Below are 22388 nucleotides of genomic sequence, written 5' to 3'. Positions count from 1 at the left end.
TTTCTACTTCATCATTTTGGCAATTTCCCTGTTCCATTCCAATTGTTTTTCTGTATCTCTAGAGAAATTGGTTTCCCAATCATAGAGTTCCTGGAAGTCATTTAACTCTTTTAGAATGTCTTTGTAAATAGTTCTTACCTCTTCCTTTATTTTAAGGCTAAAAGTGAGCTCGTTTAAACGCTTACGAAATTTTCTAGCAAAGAGTTCAGAAATATCAAAATGTAGCTGTTCATGACTTAAAATAAGATCATCACACACCTCCTTTTTGTACCATGATTTATCTGGGTAGAAAAAAGTATGCACCTTAAACTCTGCCTCGACCTCACTTCCCCTGGCCAAACTAGAAAAACTATAGGTAATTCCGCTTGCTGTAACGGCAGCTGCATTGGAACCGCCTTTGGGTTTTCCTCTAAAATCTTGCCAGCTTAACCTTCTTTCCTTTGTCCAAGGAATGGTATCTAACTCCTGTGAATAGGAACAGAATGAAGTCCATAAAAAGACAAAGAGTATTATGTTCTTTAGAATGTGCATTTAATAGGACAAGATTATTTTTGGGGAAAATTATTCAGGCTTCACCTCTTTTACCCACATATCTTCATACGTCATAATATAGGACGAAGTGTTAAAATACCCAGATGCCATATCCTTGCTGTAATTAAACTTATTGCCTGTATATTCCGTTTCTCCAATAACGCTAGAAACTTCAAATAAATTGTTTTTATATGCAAGCTTAAGCAGTAAATCATAGGCAAGGTCAAATCCCCTTGTGGCATACTTATCCGGGGTAGAACCAAATCTCTTTCTGTACATTTTTACAAAAGAATCGTCTGGGGCATTTCTGTAGACAGATGGGTAACAAAAATTTAAATTAGATAAGTGTGCATTCGAAATTACATCGTTCTCAAAGGCACTGTTATAATTGGTGGTGAACATTTTAATTTTAATTTCCTCCGTATTGGTAGAATTTAAAATTGATATTACACTAGAAACCACTTTAAAATCATCGGTTTCCACAAATATCCAATTCTCCTTTTCTTCAGATAAAAAAGTCTTGAACTTATCAATATTCAATGAAATACTCTTTTCAGATTCCTTTATTTCAATGGAATTGGCCAAAGGAAAGTGTTGTACAATCTTATTTTTTACATTCTCTTGGGGCATGCCGTATACAACAATAATATTTTCATCTGTTCTTTTACTTTCTACAAAAGAAAGCATTCGGTCTCGCAAAATACTATCTGTAGGAATTGAGAAAAATACATTATTCAGGCTTAAATCACTTTCAGCTGTAATAGGTGCAATTACTGGTATTTGATAATTTGCGGCCTGTACCGCAACCTCTCTTAAAGACATAGGGTTCAACGGGCCAATGATAGCGCTTACGTCCATTAAATTCTCTTTTAGCAATATATCCTTTGTCTTGCTAAGGCTCAATTCAGTATCAAATACTTTAACATCCACAGAAACTCCCAATTTTCTAATGGAATCCAAAGCGACCAAAGTTCCAGAATACAATCCCAAAGCTAACTTAGCATCATTCCTTTTCTCAATGGTCTTAACAACCTCTTCTTTATCGTTTAAATTAAAACGGTCTAATCTAAAAGGCAAAAGCACCATTAATTTTGGTCTGTTAACAGTATTAATGCTGTCCAACAAATTTATTTTATCTAAAATCAAGGAGTTTTTTACCTCCAAATCTCCCATTCTGTCTTTTGGCAGTTTTAGCACCATCCCAGCTTTTAGCCCATTTATCAATTCTGGGTTTAACTCCAAAAGCTCCCTATAGGTTACTCCAAGGTTACGGGTCAAAGAATATTCTGTCTGTTTAGGCTTTACTTCATAAAAGATATAATTATCCGTATTTACCTCATCGGTAGAAGGCTTCTTTTCTGGAATACGGAGTACCATTCCTTCTTTAAGTCCTCCCCTTTCGCCAATTTCAGGATTTAATTTCATCAACTCCGCTGATGTAACCCCAAACTCTTTTTCCAAACTATAAAAGGTTTGTTTTGCTGGTACTGTATAAGATTGATACAATTGTACTTCTTGCTCTGGTAGCCCTTCTGGTTTAGGAAGTTTTAATTCCTGACCCTCAGCCAAATTATCACTGGTAGCACTCAATTGAGGATTCAACACCAACATACTGTCTATGGTAATTCCGTATCTATGGGCAATACTCCATCTGGTTTCTTTAGACTGAACTGTATAAGTTTCAAAACCATCCTGATTTAACAGTTCTTCTTCACTCAATACAACTTCTGGAAACTTTGGAATCTTTAAACGCATTCCTTTTTTAAGCTGCATGGAATACAGGTCCTTATTGTATTTTTTTATGTCCTCTTGGGTGATTTCGTAACGTTTAGCAATACCAAAAAGCGTCTCCCTCTTACGTACTTTGTGATTGGTAAAACCTATAGGTTCTTGTTGTGTTTCAGCTGCATCTTCTATTTCATTAGTTGTTGAAATTTTGGTATTGGGAGCATTTGGATACAATGGAATAACTAAAGTAGTTCCAGGGAACAAGGTCTGTCCTTGCTTAATTTCCTTATTAAAAGATAGAATAGTATATGGAGTAACCCTATATTGTTTGGCTATACTTTCTATGGTTTCTCCATCTTTTACTTTATGGACAGGATTTTCTTGTGCTGATATATTGACAGAAAAAAACAGCAGTAATGCCAAAGACAGTACCAATTTAAAAGATAATTTCATCATTTTTATTCCCATTCTATGGTTGCAGGTGGTTTGGAGCTTATATCGTAAACAACTCTATTGACACCTTTTACTTTATTAATTATTTCATTTGAAGTCTTCTGCAAAAATTCATAGGGTAAATTAACCCAATCCGCCGTCATACCATCTGTACTTTCCACAGCTCTTAAAGCTACACATTTTTCGTAAGTACGTTCGTCTCCCATAACACCTACACTATTTACGGGTAAAAGCATGGCTCCGGCCTGCCAAACTTTGTCATAAAGTCCCCATTCTTTTAATCCGTTTATAAAAACCGCATCTACTTCTTGCAAAATTCTTACTTTTTCTGCTGTGATATCACCCAAAATTCTAATGGCCAATCCCGGTCCTGGGAAGGGATGGCGTCCTAAAATGGATTTTTCCATATCCATACTGGCGCCCACTCTTCTTACCTCATCTTTGAACAACATTTTTAAAGGCTCTACCACTTTTAATTTCATAAAATCTGGTAATCCCCCAACATTATGATGGCTTTTTATGGTTGCCGATGGTCCTCCTGTTACGGAAACCGATTCAATAACATCTGGGTAAATAGTCCCTTGTGCCAACCATTTTGCATTTTCTACCAAATGTGATTCATCATCAAAAACCTCAACAAAAACACGTCCAATAATCTTTCTTTTCTTTTCTGGGTCGCTCTCTCCTGCAAGCTCATCCAAAAAGCGTGCCGAAGCATCAACTCCTTTTACGTTAAGACCCATTCCCTCGTACTGTTTAAGTACTTCTGTATATTCATTTTTCCGTAACAATCCGTTATTCACAAAGATGCAATACAAATGTTTTCCAATAGCTTTGTGTAAAAGCATGGCAGCTACACTAGAGTCCACTCCACCGGACAGTCCCAAGATAACCTTATCATTCCCTAATTTCTTTTGTAAAGCTGCAACAGTGGTCTCTACAAAAGCATCAGGTGTCCACGTTTGCTCTAACCCAGCAATGTGTACCAAAAAATTCTCCAATAACTGTTTTCCATCTTTAGTATGATAAACCTCTGGATGGAATTGAATTGCGTAAGTGTCTTCATCTTCAATCTTATAGGCAGCAAATTCTACATCATGAGTACTGGCCAATAGTTCCGCTCCGGTCGGTAATTCCTTTATAGTATCACTATGACTCATCCATACCTGGGAACCTTCAGAGATATTATTAAAAAGGTCATTCTTTTTGATGTAGCTCAAATTGGCCCTTCCATATTCACGGGTATTGGATGGTGATACATTACCTCCCCCAAAGTGTGCCAAATATTGTGCTCCGTAGCATACACCCAGCAAAGGTTTTTTTCCACGTATTTCATCCAATTCTGGATGCGCCACATCATCACCTCTTACCGATAATGGGCTACCAGATAAAATAACCGCTTTAAAATCTGAAATGTTCTTTGGTGGTTTATTATACGGGTGGATTTCCGAATAAATATTGAGTTCCCTCACCCTACGGCCAATCAATTGCGTAAACTGTGAACCGAAGTCTAGAATTAAAACCTTGTCTTGCATGCGCAAAAATAGCAATTTGAACTATTTTAGAAAGCATCTTTTAGGTATATTTATAGTGATATTATTCACTGCTTGTATACAAGCAATAAATCAATAAAATGAAACATCTTTCAGCCATAATTTTTGGTGCAGCTATAATAATTGCAGCGTATTTTTTAGGAAATGCCTATGTAAAGAGAGCCCAACCTCCCAGGGTTATCTCGGTTACAGGTCTTGGCAACGAGAACTTTACATCTGACCTTATCGTTTGGGAAGGTAGGTTTTCTGCAAACAACCAAATTCTGAATTTAGCTTTTGAGAGATTGAATGAGGAAAAAGAAATTGTAAAAAAATATTTAATTTCTAAAGGAATTGATGAAAAAAACATCATCTTCAATTCTGTACAAACTACGGAACAAAGAGATAATAAATACGATAATGGCAATTATGTGGGTAGTATTTTTAGGGGCTACCAACTAACCCAGTCCATACAGATAGAGTCAACCGATGTAGCTTTGATTGAAGAAGTTTCTAGAGAAATTACCGAGCTTTTAAATAAAGGGGTCCAGTTCAACTCTTCCCCGCCAAGGTATTATTATACAAAATTGGCCGACCTTAAAATTGAAATGATTTCCAAAGCCACAGAAGATGCTCGCATACGAGCTGAAAAAATTGCCGATAACGCTGGAGGAAGTCTTGGGGAACTGATTTCTGCACGTATGGGAGTATTCCAAATCACTGGGCAAAATTCTGGAGAGGACTATTCATGGGGAGGTGCCTACAACACCTCATCCAAAAACAAAACGGCATCCATAACCATGCGTTTGGAATACAATGCCAACTAGTTCATAGAATTCAAAATTGCCTTTATATCATCTTTTGTCGTATCGGGATTTATAAAACAAAAGCGTGCAATAGTTTCATATTCGTTTCCTCTTTTCCATTTAGTAGGAGTTACCAGTGCAAAGCCTGCTTTGTGGTTTTTATAGGTCCAATTGGTATAATCTTGAGGTTGCCAGCCTTTTCTTCTAAAAAGTACACAGGATAAACTAGGTTCTCTTACTAATTCAACATGGGTTTCTTTTCCAATAATTTCACCGGCAATTTGTGCCAATTGAATACCTTGTTCCACAGCCCATTTGTATTTCTCGGTGCCATGCGTGGCCAAAGAAAACCATAATGGTAGGCCTCTGACTCTTCTGGTCAATTGAATTTGATAATCGGAGGGATTAAACCCAACAGCGCCCTCGTCCTTAAAAATATCTAAATAAGAACCCTCTTGGGCATGCGCCTCTTTTGCTAAATCAGGGTTTTTATAAATCACTGCACCACAATCATAGGGCGAAAACAACCACTTGTGTGGGTCTATTGTAATGCTGTCAGCTTTTTCAATGCCATTAAAAAGGTGTCTAACCGAATCTGCCGCCAGTGCACCACCTCCATAAGCCGCATCTACATGGAACCAAAGGTTTTCCTTTTCACAGACACGGGCTATTCCATCCAAATCATCAATAATACCAGCATTTGTTGTACCCCCCGTACCCACTACCGCGAACAATCTTTTTCTATCTATTGCTGAAAGTGATTTAACCGTGTTTTCTAAATCAGAAAACATCATCTTATTTTCTGAATCCACCAATAAAATATCCGCATCTATAACCTTTGCCATAGCTTTAATTGAAGAATGTGCCCCAACGGAAGTAATTACCAATCCTCTAACCCCAACATTTTCTTTGTTCTTTCTCCAATTCTCTCTCGCAGTTACCATAGCTGATAAATTTGCTGCCGTACCACCACTGGTAAATACCCCAAATGCACCAGAAGGCAATTCTGTAAGCGAAACCAACCATTTCATAGCCTCATTTTCACAGAAAATTCCACCTGCACCTTCCATCCAATAGGCACCATGGATACTGGAAGCGGAAGTCACCAAATCGAACATAATGGATGCTCTGGTAGGAGCCGCAGACACAAATGCCAAATGTCTTGGGTGGTCAATAGGCACTGTTGCCTTTACCAAAACATCTCTAAATAATTGAAATGCTTTTTCCCCTCCAATACCATCAGAAGTAACGGTCTCACCCACCAATTTTCTCAACTCTTCCTCTTTTTTGGGCTGCCCTAATTCTAATGATGTAGCCGTAATTCTATGGATGGCATATTTCATAACATCCAAGGTCATTTCCACTAAATCTATATCTATATTGTGCATTTAAAAATCAGTTTTAACAAAGGTACGATTTTGGAAAATGTATATTTCACAAAACAAGTTATACCTGTAAGAACTTGTTTTACATAAACTTGGCAATAAATTCTTATTTTAGGAGTCCAAACCAGACTCTAATGAAAACTGTCCCAAAAATTTGCTCTGTTATCACTTTTTTCATAGTAACTAGTATTTCAGCACAAAACGATAAAGCCCTTGATAGCATATTTAGCCATTACAGACAAAACAATCTTGAAATAGATAGTATTGCCCAAATTGCTTTACAAAAAAAAAATGATTCAATAAAAATTGTAGCTCTAGCAACCTTATACAACACTTTTCGTTTTAACCAACCGCTACTTTCTAAAAAATTTGCAAATCAAGTTAGAAATATTTCCGCTGAAATTGACTACAAAAGAGGTGAAGGATGGGGGAATTACTATTTGGGTGCCTATTTTCACAATGTTTCAAGAATTGACTCGGCAAGATACTACTATCAAAATGCACAGCAGCTTTTTGAAAAAATAAATAATAAAGGTGATGCTGCAACAGTTCATACATCTCTTGCCGGCACGTACAAATCAGAAGGGGCTTATGACAAGGCCATTGCGCTTTTGGAAAAGTCCGCCAATTATTTTAAAAAGAACAACACGTATAGTTACGCCATTACCGTAGGTGATATTGGCAGTATATATATTAACAAAGGACATTATAAGATTGCTTTGGAGAAGTCTTTGGAAGCATTAAAAATATTGGATACTGTACATAGCAAACCTTGGCGTAAAGCTGATGTTCAAAGACAAATAGGTAATATTGAGTTTATAAGAAGTAACTATGACAACTCCCTTGAATATTATTTAGAAGCCATTAAAGTCTATACGGAACAAGAAGATAATGTTTACGTAAGTTATGCAAATAATGATATTGGACAGGTTTATTTTCAAAAACGAAACTATAAAACAGCCAAGGATTATTTTACCAAAACCCTTAATCTATCCATAGAACACAAAGTTTCAGACATGGAAGGAAGCGCAAGAGCCAATTTGGGAAAAGTCTATGCCAAAGAGGAAAATTATTCAAAAGCAATTGAATATCTAAAACTAGGTCTGGAAATTCACCGAAAAAATAATTTTAAGGCCAATATTCTTGACACCCAAAATGAAATAGCAAACACCTATCTTACAATGGAGAAACCCATTGAGGCCATTCCTTTTTTAAATAAAACTTTAACTTATAAAGATTCTACCGGATTTATCAATGAAACAATGAATGCATATAAACATAGAGCTGAAGCCTATTTGCAAATAGGCCAACTACAAAACTCCATTTTGGACCTAAAGCAATTTCAATTCTTAAACGACTCAATCTTCAATAAAACCAAGTCTCAGCAAATAGAAGAACTACGTACTATTTACGAAACTGAAAAAAAAGAACAACAACTTGCGCTTCAAGAAAAAGAAATTACCGTTTTAGAACAAGAAGCTTCAATTAGTAATCTACAACGTATTTTAATGGGGATAGGTTTGCTTCTTTCACTTATAGGATTTTACGCTCTGCGCCAGAAAATGAAACGCAACAAACTGGAAAAAGAGAAGGTAGATGCCGAACTTGCTTTTAAGAAAAAGGAACTAACCACCCACGCCCTACACTTGGCCAAAAAGAATGAGACACTTGAAAACCTAAAGTCAAAGGCCAAAGAATTAAAAGCCTCTGAAAATGCAAATGGATACCAACAATTGATACGTACCATTAATTTTGACCTACAAGATGATAATAATTGGGAAAATTTCTCTAAATATTTTGAAGAGGTGCACAAAGATTTTAACAGCAATGTAAAAACAAAATACCCTGAAGTCACTTCCAATGAATTGCGCCTAATGGCTCTTTTAAAAATGAATTTGTCATCCAAAGAAATTGCCAATATCCTTAATATTTCTCAAGAAGGGATTAAAAAAGCACGGTATAGACTCCGAAAAAAACTGGACATTACCTCTGAAGACTCTTTACAAGATTTGGTTCTAAGCCTTTAAAACAAAGGCTTAACAGCCTGTCCACCCTTTGTCCCTTCTTTATTTTTGGGGTGTCCACCCTTTGTCCCCCCACTAAATTTTTACTCCCATAATTCCTCATCTATGTTTGTGGTGTCATTAAGTTGACAACAACCAGTTTTGTGGTCTTGCTCGGCTAAGTGCTGCAGCTAACAACCGAGCAGGTCACACAAAACAAAACGTAAAAGTTTAACCACAAAACAATAAGTATCATGAAAACAAAAAACAAAAACGTAAGTAAGCTATTATTTTTGGCCATGGCCTTTCTTATAATAGCATGTAGTAAAGACAGTACAGGTGGAGGTAGTGGAGATGACAATCCAGATCCAGACCCAAACCCAACCGCCGAATCCTTTGAAGATGTCATTAAGCTGGGAGCCGACCCAGAGGATTTTCCACAATCCCGTACAGAAGAAGTTCTTAGTGAATCTGCACCAGAAGATGAAGATTATGACCGTGAAGAAGAAGGTGAAACCGTTACCGAACGCTTTATTTGCACTACCAAAACATTAAGTGTAGAAGATGGGAACGGGCAGTTTCCCCTTTTTGACACCAATGCTGATGTTATTTACCCAGGCGCATTATTACAAGGTAAAACATTGGAAAATGCAACTCCATCACCAATTGTTGTACAACGTGCCAAAGGGACAATTTCATATAACCTAAATAATGGAAATTTAACTTCCAGTTTTACCGTTGATGAGGTTAAAAAAAGTAGCATCCAGGATGGTATGAACAACATTATTGCTAATGCTGGAGATGTAGTGCCTGCAAACTTTCAATTGGATATAATTCAAATAGAGTCCGAAAGCCAGATGGCTTTGGAAATGGGCATCGATGTAAAAACGTTTACCACAAAAGTATCTGCTGACATGTCCTTTAGTACCGAAAAAACATTCAATAGAACATTGGTAAAGCTTACACAGTCTTATTATACCATGAGTTTTGATTTGCCCACAAGCTTGGAGCAGATTTTTCATGAAAGTGTTACTCCAGAGGATTTAGCAACTTATGTACAAGCGGACAATCCTGCTACATTTATTTCTTCTGTCACTTATGGCCGTATTTTTTATATGCTGATTGAATCCACTTCTAGTAGACAAGAAATGGATGCCAAACTGAATGTAGCATATGGTGCATTTAAAAATAAAGTAGAGGGAGAACTTGGCGTAAGTGCAATGGAAGAGCTAAATGAACTTAAAATAAAGGTAATTGCATATGGGGGAGATGCAGCTGGTACATTTCAACTGGCGGGGGAGAGCAATATTTCTGAAATTGCCAACAAACTGGCAGAAAGCACTGATATAAGAGCTGGCCTACCACTATCATATGTTGTAAGAAGTGTAGAAAGACCCGATAAGATTGTTGGTGTGAAATTGGCTACTGAGTATGATGTTGTAGAGTGTGAGCTTAAGGGTATTCTACCTCCACAAGGACTTCAATCTTTGGTTGATTTATTTAAGAATGATGAAGATGGCGGCGGTATAGGAGCCATGGCGCATGTTGCTGATAGTAATGTTCTTGTATTTAATATGGAGGGCACTAAATATGCATGGTACAATGGAAATAGCGGGCAAGTAAAAGGTGTTTTTGACATTAAAAATCCTGACTCACCTCTTGGTATTGTGCCACTAGACAATGTTGGAGCAGCAATTCAATTATCGGATTTTAGAATATATCTTTTTGATAAAACAGGCCTTTTAAATTCTAGATTGGCCTATTCAAAATCAAATTCTGAAAATGCCACCAATAGTGATGCCCCAACGGTCCCTATTGGTACTTATACCACAGGAGGAGATGGAGGAAATAACAATATTTTCCTAGTAAACAGCTCCTTTGGCGATAGTGGTAATTTTCAATTTGCAGGTAGAGGGTTCGAAGCTGGAACGCGAGCTGGAGATACAACAATGGCATTGTTTGCAAAACCCGGAGATGAATACTCTGTTTATAGCACAATTGGATCCGGAACATGGGATGACCCATTAGATTCAACAACATGGTGGGTAAATACAACCAACGAGAGTGGAGAACTATTTGAAAAAGTAGGCGCCGCAACGTATATTGAGTTTGGCGGAAGTAGTGGACGTTGGTATTTAGTTAACGATAAAGGAGATGAAATAATGGAATACTTATCATCGCCAACACGCACTTTTAACGGCCCGTGGGTCATTAATTAAAAAAGTATTTTGAATTAGAATTGAGTTAGTTAATTAAAAAAAGCCTCGGGAACCACCCCGAGGCTTTTACATTAAAATCAAAAACCAACCTAAACACATTACTTATTATGACACTGTAATTTCTTTTTTGTGAAAGTTTAATTCCTTTTTTGGTTCAAAATCACCTCAAGAACCGCTTTCCCTTCAAATTAAAAACTTCATTCCTATTGCATAAACAACATTAGAATGAAGTTTATTAATTTTCATTTCATAGCAACTTTCATATATAAAACAACCATCTAGTATAAAACCCTACCTGTTTTATACAGAAAATGAATAAAAATTTATTAATGGTTGATTTTTAGTGCTTTATAACTAAAAAATCTTGCTTTAAAGGTTGCAGTGCATCAAATAAAAATGGAATAAGTGTATTACCCATTTCTAAATACAATTCAGAAAAATTAAGCTGCCTTTCTTGTAGTGATTGATTTGGAAAAAGCTCGTTCTGTATCTCTGCCATACGAACAACCTGATCTTTTAATTTTCTCTTTTGGGCCTTTAGCAAACGTTTTTCCAAAGCATTTAATCCTTTTAATTGCTTTACTTCTTGTGCTTTTACAGCTCCTAAAAACGATTTGTCTGTTTCTTTTGCCAATTTATAGAGGCTTTTAAACTGCTGCTGTAAATGTGTCCTTTGTGAGGAAAAATCAATATCAATATTAGAGATTTCCCTTATTTTTTTATTGATAAAACTACTTTGCTTTAAAAAAATATCCTCTAAAGAAAGATTCAGGTTTTTAAGTTTTTTATTTTGCTTTTCGGTAATTACCAAAGCTGAGTTACGTGCCAATAAAACTGGAAAAGGAATCTCCATGACCTTAAAAACTGCTTTTAACTCTAGCCAATAGGCAATTTCGCCACCGCCACCAATATAGCATAGATTAGGTAAAATAACTTCTTGATATATTGGACGCGCTATAACATTGGGAGAAAAACGTTCAGGAAAATCGCTTATTTCTTTTTTTAGTTCCTCCGTGGTGAATTTAATATTGGTATCGTTTACAATATAGCCTCGGTCTTGTTCAATTATGCGCTCACGTAAATCATCAATCAAATAAAAGTAATTTACTTCCCTAGGGTTTACTTGTATGTTGTAGTTTTTTGAGGCTTGCTGTATCTGAGAAATGCTTTCTGTAACAGCATTAAAAGAAGCTTTTTCAAAAATATCTTTCTCCATGAATGGAATAAGCTGTTTCTTTAATTCTTTATCATCCCCATCTATAATTACCAAGCCGTATGAGCCAAAAAGCTCATTGGCCAAGTATCTGGTTGCATCCGTTAGATTAGTATGTTTTAGGTATGCATTGGCAAACAGTTCTTTTAAAGCTGTCGCATTTGCACTGCTTCCTATTTCATTGGAAAAAGCTTCAAAAACCTCATCCAAACTCTCAGTAGGAATATGCCCAACGGCCCCAGAAACACTTTTGTTCCATTGCAGCTTCTTTCCCCTAAAATTAAAATAGTTTATTTCCTCAAAATCATGATCCTCTGTGGCCATCCAATAAATAGGGACAAAATTGTATTTGGGATTAGCTTCTTTTAGTTCTTCTGTAAGATTAATGGTAGAAATAATTTTGTATAAAAAATACAGAGGGCCAGTAAAAAGGTTCAACTGATGTCCTGTAACCACTGTGAAAGTGTTGCTTTCCTTTAAAAGTAAAATATTGGCTGCTGTACTTTCTGAAGTTTTAACTCCTTGGTACTGTTTAATAAGGGATTTGCACAGAATATTTCTACTTTCTATTGAAAAACTGTTTTGTTTTTCCGTAATCTGCTCCTTAAAACCATCCAAGGAAGGAAATCGGTTATAAAAGGGTTTTAATCCCTCTTTCTCTTCAATATAATCACATATTAATTGTGAAAAGTAACCAGTGGTTTTAAAAGGTATACAGTCAACTTCCATAGATAATTTTAAAAATCCGAGTAAAGATAAAATACTTAGGATTTTCAATTCCTAAAAATACGTTAATTACGTCTAAACAAATAATGTTGCTGCTTGAGCCCCTTTAGCATAAAAAATCAATTAATTATTGCTATTTTGGTTGTGTACAAACTAAGCGCAAGTATATGAAGCATTTTTTACTCCCTTTTGTTTTTTTATTTTCAATTCTCACAACTTCACAAGACATTAAATCACCCTCTGAGTTTTTAGGTTATGAACTTGGTACTCAGTTTACCCGCCATCATGAAGTCGTAGATTACTACGAATATCTTGCCGAAAATGTTTCGGACCGAGTACAGCTAATAGAATACGGTAAAACCAATGAGCGTAGACCGTTATTACTGGCCTATATCTCTTCTGCGGCCAATATGCAAAATTTAGAGTCTATACGAGAAGAACATTTAAAAAGCACCTCTGGAGAAAGTAATGCATCTAAAGCTATTGTTTGGCTGAGCTATAATGTACATGGTAATGAAAGTGTAAGTACCGAGGCTTCCATGAAGACCATATATGAGTTGCTTACCGCTAAATCTAGTTATTTGGAAAATACGGTAGTGATAATTGACCCATGTATTAATCCAGATGGTCGTGATCGTTATGTAAACTGGTACAACCAATATAAAAATACCCCTAACAATGTAGACCCTTACAGTAAAGAACATATTGAAGGATGGTGGAGCGGACGTAGCAACCACTATATGTTTGACCTTAACCGTGATTGGGCATGGTTAACCCAAGTAGAGAGTCAACAACGTTTAAAAAAGTACAATCAATGGCTACCTCATGTACATGTGGATTTTCATGAACAAGGCGTTAACAATCCATATTATTTTGCGCCAGCTGCAGAACCATATCATGAAGTTATTACCAACTTCCAAAGAGATTTCCAAGTTACCATTGGTAAGAACCATGCAAAATATTTTGATGCCAATGGGTGGTTTTACTTTACCAAAGAGGTGTTTGATTTGCTTTATCCGAGCTATGGAGATACCTACCCTACATACAACGGCGCCATTGGCATGACCTATGAACAAGCTGGTATTGGTGCTGGATTAGGAATTAAAACCAATATAGGTGATACATTAACTTTAAAAGATCGTATCGCACATCATTTTACAACAGGTATGTCCACTGTTGAAGTATCTGCCAACAATGTAGAAAAATTAAATACCGAGTTCAAAAAATTCTACAAAAACAAAAACTATAAGTACAAAAGTTATGTGTTGAATGGCGATAGAGATAAGGTCATTGCTTTGGAAAATTTACTTATTAAACATGATATTGAATTTGGAAGAGCTTCTAACGGTAATGTAAAAGGGTATAATTATGATACAAATAGAATAGGCTCATTAAAAACTTCTGAAAATACCTTGGTGGTTTCAACAAATCAGCCAAAAGGAACTTTAGTAAAGGTTTTATTTGAACCCAATGCAAAATTAAGTGACTCTCTCACTTATGACATTACAGCATGGTCTCTACCTTATGCCTATGGTCTAAAAACTATTGCTTCAGAAAATTTAGTCCCAAGTTCACCTATTGAAATAAGTAAGTCCTCAAATAAAGTTTCAGATGCTTATGCCTATGTTACAGATTGGAACAGTATAAAGGATGCTAAATTTTTAGCGGAGCTCTTGCAGGCAAAAATTCGCGTCCGTTATACGGAAGAACCGTTTTCAATAGATGGTAAATCATATGGCCGTGGCAGTTTGATTATTACAAAATCAGATAATAAAAATCATAAAGATTTTATAGGGACTTTAACCCAAGCTATGGAAAATCATTCCAAAGAACTTACATCGGTACAAACTGGCTTTGTAGATTCTGGTAAAGATTTTGGATCTAGTTATGTAAATATGGTTTCAAATATTAAAGTTGCCATGCTATCTGGCGGATCAACTTCTACGCTACGTTTTGGAGAAATTTGGCATTTCTTTGAACAACAATTGCACTACCCTGTCACTGTTCTGGATAAAGATTATTTTGGCAGAATTGAACTTTCTGAATACAATGTTTTAATTCTACCTGCAGGTTATGGTAAGTATTTTAATGAAAAGGAGTTGGAAAAAATTAAGAATTGGGTAAGTCATGGAGGCAAACTTATTGCTATGGGCGGTGCCATTTCTAGCATTTCTGGTGAAAAAGGTTTTTCAATTAAAAAGAAAAAGGACGAAAAAGAAAAAGATTCTACTTTGCACTCTCATGAAAATATACAAAGAGAGCGGGTCAAAGATGCCATTACCGGAGCAATTTTTAAAACAAAAGTAGATAACACACATCCTTTGGCTTTTGGCTATGGGAACAGCTACCATACACTTAAATTGGGAAATGCAGCATATGATTATCTTAAAAATGGTACTGTTGTGTATTTAGAAGAAGAAGCTGTGCCAGTTTCTGGCTTTGCAGGAAGCAAAGCTCAAAAGAAAATTGAAAATACTTTGGTTTTTGGCGTAGAAAATCATGGTCAAGGCCATGTTATTTATATGGTAGATAATCCTCTTTTCCGTGGGTTTTGGGAAAATGGAAAGCTATTTTTTGCCAATGCCCTTTTTATGGTAAATTAAACTATAATCAATTGATTATAGCCCCTTTATTTTAAATTAAATTCTACCAATTCTATTAATTCTTCTTCCAAAGTCATTTTTGGAAAAGGTTTACCTGCCTGTCTGTACCAATAGCCCGCATTCCATTCATCGCCTTCTTTTCTGTGTAAATAAGCATGTAACCAACTCCCCATAGTATTATGCATGTCTTGTGCTATATTATGGGCAGATTCCCAATCACCCTTTGCATCATACCAACAACATTTTAAAGCATCTGACCATACCTCATCTGGTTGATTTGTATCTAGAGTATCTTCAAATTCTAAATAGGTGTTAGGTTTCATCTTCTTTTTTATCAAAAATAAATTAAAAAATACCATTCATACGTACAAATATGTATTCTGCACATTAATACAATTCCTTAACATATAGTTAATAGGCTGATTATAAGAATAGTACTACTTTTAATAGTGTTTCCAAAAAACAACAGCCATTTTCAACCTAAAATAAATCATTATGAGTGTAGTACTAGACGAAATTGAACTATATATGGGACCTACTGAACTTGGTGGACCAGATGATTTAAAAAGCGTAATTATTGGCTTTATTGATGATGCTAAAAAATCTCTGGACATCGCTGTACAGGAACTTGATGATATTGACATTGCTAAAGCTATAATCAGAGCAAAAAATAGAACGTATCTTAATTCTAGTGGAAAGCCAAAAAGACTAACCGTAAGGATAATTTTAGAGGGAGATTATTTACACTCATCAAAGCCCAAACCAGACCCTTTTACTCCAAGTGGTAGCCTTGAAAACAATAGAAATATTATTAATGCACTTTACCGAAGCGCGGTAATATTAAAAACAGATTATAATGGAAAAATATTTCATCAAAAATTCGTGATAAAAGATGGAAAAGAAATCCTAACTGGGTCAACAAACTTTACAATAACCGGGACTACCAAAAACTTGAATCATATTGCTATTGTTAAAAATCTTGCAGTTGTAAAAGCTTATAAAAAAGAGTATAATGAAATGTTGGAAGGGAAATTTGGTTTTAGGTCCGACAAAACCAAAAAACCCATTGAAACTACATCACAAGGTGTGCGATTAAAACCCTTATTTGCTCCTAACCACAGTCCAGAAATGGAAATTATGAAACAAATGGCCAAAGCAAAAGAGCGCATAGATTTTGCCATATTCACCTTTTCAGAAAGTTCTGGTATAGATGACCAAATGAATATGATCGCCCATACAAATGTGAAAATTTCCGGTCTTATAAATGGTGATCAAAAAAATCAAAAATGGTCAGCTTCCCATGTTCTTGATGATAGAGTTGACGTTTTATTCACTAAAAAAGGAAAAAATGGCTTAGGTAAGCTACATCATAAATTAATGGTTATTGATAAGTCCGTAGTAATTATAGGCAGTTTTAACTACACAGATCCTGCTAACCGCTTAAATGATGAAAACATTATAGTTATAGGCGACTTAAATGAAACTACGGTAGAGGGAAAAAACAACCAATCTAAACTAGGTGAATTTGCTTTTAAGGAAATAGAACGTATCAAGACTACCTTTGTGGAAATACTATAATTTTAGGTGAGTTTTTTAACCAGTTTCCCTACAGTCAAACCTTGGACAATAATGGAGAACACTACAACTACGTAAGTAATTACTAAAAACAAGTCCCTATGCATTTCATGGGTAAGTCCTAAAGCTAGAGCAATTGAAATTCCGCCACGTAAACCTCCCCATGTCATAATAGTATTAGTGTTTGGCACAAAATCCAACTCCTTTTTAAAGAAATTAATGGGCAATAAAAGTGATAAATATCTACATGCCAAAACTACAGGAATAGTAATTACTCCAGCCACAAAATAATTAAACTCAAAGGAAAGCACCAACATTTCCATACCAATTAAAACAAACAAAATTGTATTTAAAAGAATATCAATCAGTTCCCAAAATTTATCTACATAAGTCTCTGTAATTTCAGACATAGAACTATCCCTAAGAGTATCGTTACCTACAACCAAGCCAGCTGTTACCATTGCCAAAGGTGCCGACAAATGAAATTTTTGGGCTACAACTGTACCAACCATAACCGCGGCAAGGGTAATTATTACTTCAATATCATAATCATCAATTGATTTCATTAATCTATAGGTAATCCAACCTATTAATCCTCCAAAAAGTATACCACCTATAACCTCTACACCAAAAAGTTCTGCAACTTCCAGAACCGAAACATGTTCCCCTGTGGAGGATGTTATTTTAAAAATGGTAAGAAAAACCACAACTCCAACACCATCATTAAATAAGGATTCTCCAACAATTTTTGTCTCCAATTTTTTGGGTACTCCAGCCTTTTTTAAGATTCCCAATACTGCAATAGGGTCTGTTGGGGATATTAATGCTCCAAAAAGCAAACAATAAATATAGGCAACATCAAACCCTAAAATTTGAAGAATAAAATACATAGCTGTTCCCACTAAAAAAGTTGAAACCAATACTCCCAATGTTGAAAAAACAATAATAGGCCATCGTTGTACTTTTAGTTGTTCAAAATTGGTGTGTAAAGCCCCTGCAAAAAGCAAGAAGCTTAGCATAATGTCCAAGAGTACAGTCTTAAAATCTATTTGTGTTATAATGTATCGTTCCGCATCTAACAACGTAGAATCAAAATAACTTAATGCAAAAACACCTAAAGTAAAAAATATGGTAATCACCATTAACCCTATAGTGTTGGGTAGTTTTAGAAAGCGCACATTAATATATCCAAAAGCGGCTGACAAAAAAACCAAAACAGCCGTTATAAGAAAATAGTCCATTATAAATTATTTTGAATTAGAATCAACATATTTAAGCCTTTGATAACCAATAACCAACCATCCCAAAATAAGAAATAGTCCGCCAATAGGAGTCACAAAACCAATGGTTTTAAAATCAAAGCCAGTGAGCGTATTCGTTGCCAAAAAATAGATTGAAAAAGAGAATAATATAATTCCCAAAGAAATAAAGTAAAAAGACAGTTTCTTTCTTTGTTCTTGTATTTTATCAACCTTTGCCAAAATAAGCAGCAATAGAGCATGGTACATTTGGTATTTTACCCCCGTTTCAAAAGTCTTTATAGCTTCGGCATCCAAAATTTCTTTTAGACCATGTGCTCCAAAAGCCCCAAGTATCACAGCTGATACCCCAAATAAAATTCCTGCTGTAAAAATAATTTTGTTCATAATTTAAAACTATATCATCCCTAAAAAGTCATCTTCAGATATAATGGGCACGCCCAAAGTCTCTGCTTTAGTACGTTTACTGGGTCCCATATTATCCCCAGCAACTAAATAAGACGTTTTTGAAGAAATTGAAGAACTTACCTTGCCACCATTATCTTCAATGAGTTTTTTGAGCTCTGTACGACTCACCTTTTCAAAAACCCCAGAGACTACAATAGACAGTCCTTCAAGCTTATCCGTTTGGTTTTCTAATTGTGATTCGGACAACGAAAACTGTACGCCATATAATTTAAGTCGATTTACAATTTCTACATTCTTTTCATTTTGAAAAAATTCCAATACACTTTCGGCAATGCGCTCCCCTATTTCGTCCACAGCAATCAACTCTTCCATTGTTGCAGCTTGTAATGCATCAATATTTTTATAGGCCTTGGCCAACTTCTTGGCTACAGTTTCACCTACGTACCGTATTCCCAATGCAAACAAAACACGTTCAAAAGGAATCTCAACTGATTTTGCCACACCACTTACCAAATTCTCTGCGGACTTCTCTGCCATACGTTCCAAGGGCATTACTTGTTCTTTTGTGAGTGTATACAAGTCGGCATAATTTTTAATCAATCCCTCTTTAAAAAGCAATTCAACTGTTTCTCCACCCAAACCTTCTATATCCATTGCTTTTCTAGAAATAAAATGTTGAATTCTTCCTGTAATCTGTGGAGGGCATCCATAAAAATTAATGCAAAAATGCTTGGCATCGCCATCAGTACGTATCAATTCTGTTCCACATTCTGGACAATGAGTTATATACAGTGTCGGCATTGAATTTTCTGGGCGTTTCTCAAAATCAACGGCAATAATCTTGGGAATGATTTCTCCTCCCTTTTCCACAAAAACAGTATCACCTTCCCTTATATCCAACTTTTTAATTTGGTCTGCATTGTGTAACGAGGCTCTCTTAACCGTTGTACCAGCCAATAAAACAGGCTCTAGGTTGGCAACAGGTGTAATGGCTCCTGTGCGACCAACTTGATATGTAATTTCATTCAGAACAGTAGAAACCTGTTCTGCCTTAAATTTATACGCCATTGCCCAGCGGGGTGATTTGGCCGTATACCCTAATTCTTCTTGTTGTTGTAGATTGTTCACTTTAATAACAACCCCATCTGTTTCATAGGGCAGCTCATGACGATGCACATCCCAATGTTCAATAAATTGCATCACTTCATCTGTGGTTTGGCATAACTTTGCAACGGTAGGCACTTTAAATCCCCATTCCCGAGTTTTCTTTAATACTTCCCATTGAGACGAAAGATTGGATGGGCCCGCAATACTATATAGTAAGCACTCCAAAGGTCTTTGCGCAACCAAGGAGCTATCTTGTAATTTTAAACTCCCCGAAGCTGTATTTCTTGGGTTCATATAGGGGTCTTCCCCATTCTCAACACGTTCTTTGTTCATTTGGGCAAAACCATCAAAAGGCAAAACAATCTCCCCACGGATATCAAACTTATCAGGATAGTCCCCTTTTAATTGCAAAGGAACCGACTTTATTGTTTTTATATTGGTGGTTACCTCATCACCCTGAAAACCATCCCCTCGGGTAACGGCTTTTATTAATTTTCCACCCTCATAAGTCAGACTAATAGATGCGCCATCATATTTAAGTTCACAAGTGAACTCTACTTCCACATCGCCTAGATTTTTTTGAATACGTTTCTCCCAGTCTTCCAAATCTTCCTTAGAATAGGAGTTGTCCAATGAATACATTCTATGCTCATGAACCACGGTGTTGAAATTTTTGGTCACCGCTCCCCCAACTCTCAATGTGGGGGAAGCTTCATCATAAAACTCAGGATGCTTTTCTTCCAAAGCTTGAAGTTCTTTCAACCTCATATCAAAATCATAATCAGATATGGTAGGATTATCTAACACATAATAATTGTGATTATGCTCTCTAAGTTCCTGACGGAGAGATTCTATTTGCTGTTTTATATTCATTAAACCTGTTCCTTTTTAATCCACTTTGGCATCGCTTGTGGCTTATAACTTTTCATTTTTTCTAACAGTCCATCAATTGTATCATCGACCAAAAGCATATCTAAATTTGCTTGTTTTAGAAAACCTCCATCTACCATATGCTGCAAGAATTTTGTTAAATGATTATAAAAACCATTCACGTTTAATATGCCTATAGGTTTTTGATGTAATCCCAATTGTGCCCATGTAACCATTTCAAACAACTCCTCCAAAGTACCAAACCCACCTGGAAGTGCTATTACACTATCAGAGAGTTCATCCATTTTTAATTTACGCTGGTGCATGTTTTCTGTGGTAATTAATTCTGAAAGTCGAGAATGCACAACTTCTTTCATTTTTAAAAACTCAGGGATGACGCCAATGACCTTACCATCATTATCCAATACTCCTTGGGCAATTTTCCCCATGATTCCTATTTTTGCTCCGCCATAAACGAGCTGAATTTGTTGTTGAGCCATTATACAACCCAAATTATAAGCCGCTTCAATAATTTCTGGGTCATTGCCTTCGCTACTTCCACAAAACACTACAATACTTTTCATATCATATATAACCCTTTCAACATTCTATCATTTCCAAACATATCTTTTCGAAGTTCAATTTCTGAAAAATTCTGCTCCAATAAAAGTTGCTTTGTTTCTTCTCCCAAATATTGATTAATCTCAAAATAAAGGGCACCGCTCTTCTTTAAATTTTCTTTGGCTAGTTGAGTAATTTTATCATAAAAAACCAACGGTTTGTTATCTGTAACAAAGAGCGCTAATTCTGGTTCATTTTTAAGCACATTATTGTTCATTTCTACTTTTTCCAATTCTCTTACATAAGGCGGATTAGAAACTATAATATCGAATTCTCCAGTTAAATTGTTCAACTCTAAAATATCAGCTTGCATAAATTGTACATTAACTTCATTACCTTCAGCATTCTCTTTGGCAACTTTCAACGCGCTTTCCGAAACATCTAAAGCATACACTTCTACATTCTGAAGATTCTTAGCTAATGAAATGGCTATGCAACCACTTCCTGTTCCAATATCTAAAATCTTTAGTTTTGACTTCTGAACTCTTATTTCTGAACTCTTATTTTTAACATCCTCAATAATCCACTTCACCAATTCCTCTGTTTCTGGACGTGGAATCAGTACACTTTCATTTACAAAAAAATCCAAATCCATGAATTCAGTTTTACCTAAAATATATTGAATAGGCCTTTCCAATTTTAACTGTGACAATCCCTCAAATAAAGGTTCTTCCTCTTCTTTGGTAACAACAAAATTTGGTTCCAGTGCCAAAATGAAGCGTTGTAATCCCAAATAATGTTCAGTTAAAATATAAAAGAAGGTGTCCACTTCTTCAATTGGATAAAGAGCATCCAACTCTTTATGGAAAATATTTTTGATTTCTTTTAGTTGCACTTTTTCGTTTTACAAATCTTTTAACATCCATACTGGGCAAGAATAATGGCCTGTATTGCCCATGGGAGCATCAATATATTCAAAACCAGATTTTTGATACAACTTTTGGGCATCTTTCATATAAGGCATAGTTTCCAAATAGCATTTATCAAAATCATATTCTTTGGCACATTCTAGACAAATCTGCATCATTTTAGCTCCTAAACCTCTACCCCTAGCTTCCTTCAAAAAATACATTTTTTGTAGCTCGCATACATTCCCCTCATAATTCTCTAATTGAGCCACTCCGCAGCAACCAATAATCTTGCCTTTATCTTCCACAACAAAATATGCTGCCCTTGGCACATCATAGGTTTCAAACATCATATCTAGAGCTTTATCTGCATAGGCCGTACCCACTTTTGGAACACCCATTTCCACCAAAACTTCGCGGACAACTTTAGCAACTTCCGCATTATCTTTTTTCTGAATTTCCCTAATGATAGCAGTATCCATATTTAATGGTAAATATCTT

The 22388-nt window shown here is 35.7% G+C and carries 17 protein-coding genes; 5 read left to right on the top strand and 12 right to left on the bottom strand.

The features are described 5' to 3' along the window. Positions 1 to 3 precede the first annotated feature (3 nt). From AC000W_RS07250 to guaA, 3 genes are read right to left on the bottom strand one after another with little or no spacing between them, the layout of a single operon-like run. Positions 4 to 531, bottom strand: a complete 528-nt coding sequence (locus tag AC000W_RS07250; protein ID WP_474747213.1) for a DUF922 domain-containing protein — start codon at positions 529 to 531, stop codon at positions 4 to 6. Between the two features lie 30 nt (positions 532 to 561). Further along, complete coding sequence (locus AC000W_RS07245; protein WP_474747212.1) at positions 562 to 2715, bottom strand: PBP1 and LysM peptidoglycan-binding domain-containing protein; 2154 nt, start codon at positions 2713 to 2715, stop codon at positions 562 to 564. A gap of 2 nt (positions 2716 to 2717) precedes the next feature. Continuing rightward, positions 2718 to 4247: a glutamine-hydrolyzing GMP synthase gene (guaA, locus tag AC000W_RS07240; RefSeq protein ID WP_474747210.1), complete on the bottom strand. Its 1530-nt coding sequence runs from the start codon at positions 4245 to 4247 to the stop codon at positions 2718 to 2720. A 98-nt stretch (positions 4248 to 4345) separates the two neighbouring features. On the opposite strand from guaA, the gene AC000W_RS07235 reads away from it, so the two are divergent. Further along, entirely contained in the window at positions 4346 to 5071 is a 726-nt protein-coding gene (locus tag AC000W_RS07235; protein ID WP_474747209.1) for an SIMPL domain-containing protein, read from the top strand. Here the strand turns inward: AC000W_RS07235 and AC000W_RS07230 are convergent. Next, on the bottom strand, positions 5068 to 6438 hold the full coding sequence (locus tag AC000W_RS07230; RefSeq protein ID WP_474747208.1) for a pyridoxal phosphate-dependent decarboxylase family protein: 1371 nt from the start codon (positions 6436 to 6438) through the stop codon (positions 5068 to 5070). The genes AC000W_RS07235 and AC000W_RS07230 overlap by 4 nt on opposite strands. Positions 6439 to 6569: 131 nt before the next feature. Here AC000W_RS07230 and AC000W_RS07225 point away from each other — a divergent pair, with 131 nt between their 5' ends. Continuing rightward, the gene (locus AC000W_RS07225) at positions 6570 to 8462 is read left to right on the top strand and encodes a tetratricopeptide repeat protein (protein ID WP_474747206.1); all 1893 of its coding nucleotides are present in this window, start codon (positions 6570 to 6572) and stop codon (positions 8460 to 8462) included. 230 nt (positions 8463 to 8692) lie between these two features. Beyond that, positions 8693 to 10657 carry a thiol-activated cytolysin family protein gene (locus AC000W_RS07220; protein WP_474747205.1) on the top strand — a complete coding sequence of 655 codons (1965 nt, stop codon included), beginning with the start codon at positions 8693 to 8695 and terminating at the stop codon, positions 10655 to 10657. Positions 10658 to 10997: 340 nt separating this feature from the next. Here the strand turns inward: AC000W_RS07220 and bshC are convergent, their stop codons facing one another. After that, the gene (gene bshC, locus AC000W_RS07215) at positions 10998 to 12599 is read right to left on the bottom strand and encodes a bacillithiol biosynthesis cysteine-adding enzyme BshC (protein WP_474747204.1); all 1602 of its coding nucleotides are present in this window, start codon (positions 12597 to 12599) and stop codon (positions 10998 to 11000) included. A gap of 164 nt (positions 12600 to 12763) precedes the next feature. On the opposite strand from bshC, the gene AC000W_RS07210 reads away from it, so the two are divergent. Then, positions 12764 to 15199, top strand: a complete 2436-nt coding sequence (locus AC000W_RS07210) for a M14 family metallopeptidase (protein ID WP_474747202.1) — start codon at positions 12764 to 12766, stop codon at positions 15197 to 15199. Positions 15200 to 15225: 26 nt separating this feature from the next. Here the strand turns inward: AC000W_RS07210 and AC000W_RS07205 are convergent, their stop codons facing one another. Beyond that, entirely contained in the window at positions 15226 to 15522 is a 297-nt protein-coding gene (locus AC000W_RS07205; protein ID WP_474747200.1) for a hypothetical protein, read from the bottom strand. Positions 15523 to 15694: 172 nt separating this feature from the next. Here AC000W_RS07205 and AC000W_RS07200 point away from each other — a divergent pair, with 172 nt between their 5' ends. Beyond that, entirely contained in the window at positions 15695 to 16777 is a 1083-nt protein-coding gene (locus AC000W_RS07200) for a phospholipase D-like domain-containing protein (RefSeq protein ID WP_474747199.1), read from the top strand. Between the two features lie 2 nt (positions 16778 to 16779). Here the strand turns inward: AC000W_RS07200 and AC000W_RS07195 are convergent, their stop codons facing one another. The 6 genes from AC000W_RS07195 to AC000W_RS07170 are packed head-to-tail and all read right to left on the bottom strand — an operon-like array spanning position 16780 to position 22369. Next, positions 16780 to 18015: a cation:proton antiporter gene (locus tag AC000W_RS07195; RefSeq protein ID WP_474747197.1), complete on the bottom strand. Its 1236-nt coding sequence runs from the start codon at positions 18013 to 18015 to the stop codon at positions 16780 to 16782. A 6-nt stretch (positions 18016 to 18021) separates the two neighbouring features. Then, positions 18022 to 18420, bottom strand: coding sequence for a DUF423 domain-containing protein (locus tag AC000W_RS07190; RefSeq protein WP_474747196.1), 399 nt, complete (start codon positions 18418 to 18420; stop codon positions 18022 to 18024). A 9-nt stretch (positions 18421 to 18429) separates the two neighbouring features. Beyond that, positions 18430 to 20421 carry an NAD-dependent DNA ligase LigA gene (ligA, locus tag AC000W_RS07185; RefSeq protein ID WP_474747194.1) on the bottom strand — a complete coding sequence of 664 codons (1992 nt, stop codon included), beginning with the start codon at positions 20419 to 20421 and terminating at the stop codon, positions 18430 to 18432. Beyond that, on the bottom strand, positions 20421 to 21002 hold the full coding sequence (locus AC000W_RS07180; RefSeq protein ID WP_474747193.1) for an LOG family protein: 582 nt from the start codon (positions 21000 to 21002) through the stop codon (positions 20421 to 20423). The genes ligA and AC000W_RS07180 overlap by 1 nt, the downstream gene beginning before the upstream one ends. Further along, on the bottom strand, positions 20999 to 21874 hold the full coding sequence (gene prmC / locus AC000W_RS07175) for a peptide chain release factor N(5)-glutamine methyltransferase (RefSeq protein ID WP_474747192.1): 876 nt from the start codon (positions 21872 to 21874) through the stop codon (positions 20999 to 21001). Before prmC ends, AC000W_RS07180 begins: the two co-directional genes overlap by 4 nt. A 9-nt stretch (positions 21875 to 21883) precedes the next feature. Next, complete coding sequence (locus AC000W_RS07170) at positions 21884 to 22369, bottom strand: GNAT family N-acetyltransferase (RefSeq protein WP_474747190.1); 486 nt, start codon at positions 22367 to 22369, stop codon at positions 21884 to 21886. Positions 22370 to 22388: the final 19 nt, after the last annotated feature.

The organism is Saonia sp., assembly GCF_056326165.1.
Note: the sequence above shows the minus strand (reverse complement) of the source record. Positions and strands in the feature narration are given on the sequence as shown.

Excerpts from the sequence above, each read along its gene's own strand:
- AC000W_RS07180 (WP_474747193.1), bottom strand. The coding sequence starts at position 21,002 with ATGAAAAGTATTGTAGTGTTTTGTGGAAGTAGCGAAGGCAATGACCCA.
- AC000W_RS07220 (WP_474747205.1), top strand. The coding sequence starts at position 8,693 with ATGAAAACAAAAAACAAAAACGTAAGTAAGCTATTATTTTTGGCCATG.
- AC000W_RS07230 (WP_474747208.1), bottom strand. The coding sequence starts at position 6,438 with ATGCACAATATAGATATAGATTTAGTGGAAATGACCTTGGATGTTATG.
- bshC (WP_474747204.1), bottom strand. The coding sequence starts at position 12,599 with ATGGAAGTTGACTGTATACCTTTTAAAACCACTGGTTACTTTTCACAA.
- ligA (WP_474747194.1), bottom strand. The coding sequence starts at position 20,421 with ATGAATATAAAACAGCAAATAGAATCTCTCCGTCAGGAACTTAGAGAG.
- AC000W_RS07210 (WP_474747202.1), top strand. The coding sequence starts at position 12,764 with ATGAAGCATTTTTTACTCCCTTTTGTTTTTTTATTTTCAATTCTCACA.
- AC000W_RS07205 (WP_474747200.1), bottom strand. The coding sequence starts at position 15,522 with ATGAAACCTAACACCTATTTAGAATTTGAAGATACTCTAGATACAAAT.
- AC000W_RS07225 (WP_474747206.1), top strand. The coding sequence starts at position 6,570 with ATGAAAACTGTCCCAAAAATTTGCTCTGTTATCACTTTTTTCATAGTA.
- AC000W_RS07190 (WP_474747196.1), bottom strand. The coding sequence starts at position 18,420 with ATGAACAAAATTATTTTTACAGCAGGAATTTTATTTGGGGTATCAGCT.
- AC000W_RS07245 (WP_474747212.1), bottom strand. The coding sequence starts at position 2,715 with ATGATGAAATTATCTTTTAAATTGGTACTGTCTTTGGCATTACTGCTG.
- AC000W_RS07250 (WP_474747213.1), bottom strand. The coding sequence starts at position 531 with ATGCACATTCTAAAGAACATAATACTCTTTGTCTTTTTATGGACTTCA.
- AC000W_RS07235 (WP_474747209.1), top strand. The coding sequence starts at position 4,346 with ATGAAACATCTTTCAGCCATAATTTTTGGTGCAGCTATAATAATTGCA.
- guaA (WP_474747210.1), bottom strand. The coding sequence starts at position 4,247 with ATGCAAGACAAGGTTTTAATTCTAGACTTCGGTTCACAGTTTACGCAA.
- AC000W_RS07170 (WP_474747190.1), bottom strand. The coding sequence starts at position 22,369 with ATGGATACTGCTATCATTAGGGAAATTCAGAAAAAAGATAATGCGGAA.
- AC000W_RS07200 (WP_474747199.1), top strand. The coding sequence starts at position 15,695 with ATGAGTGTAGTACTAGACGAAATTGAACTATATATGGGACCTACTGAA.
- AC000W_RS07195 (WP_474747197.1), bottom strand. The coding sequence starts at position 18,015 with ATGGACTATTTTCTTATAACGGCTGTTTTGGTTTTTTTGTCAGCCGCT.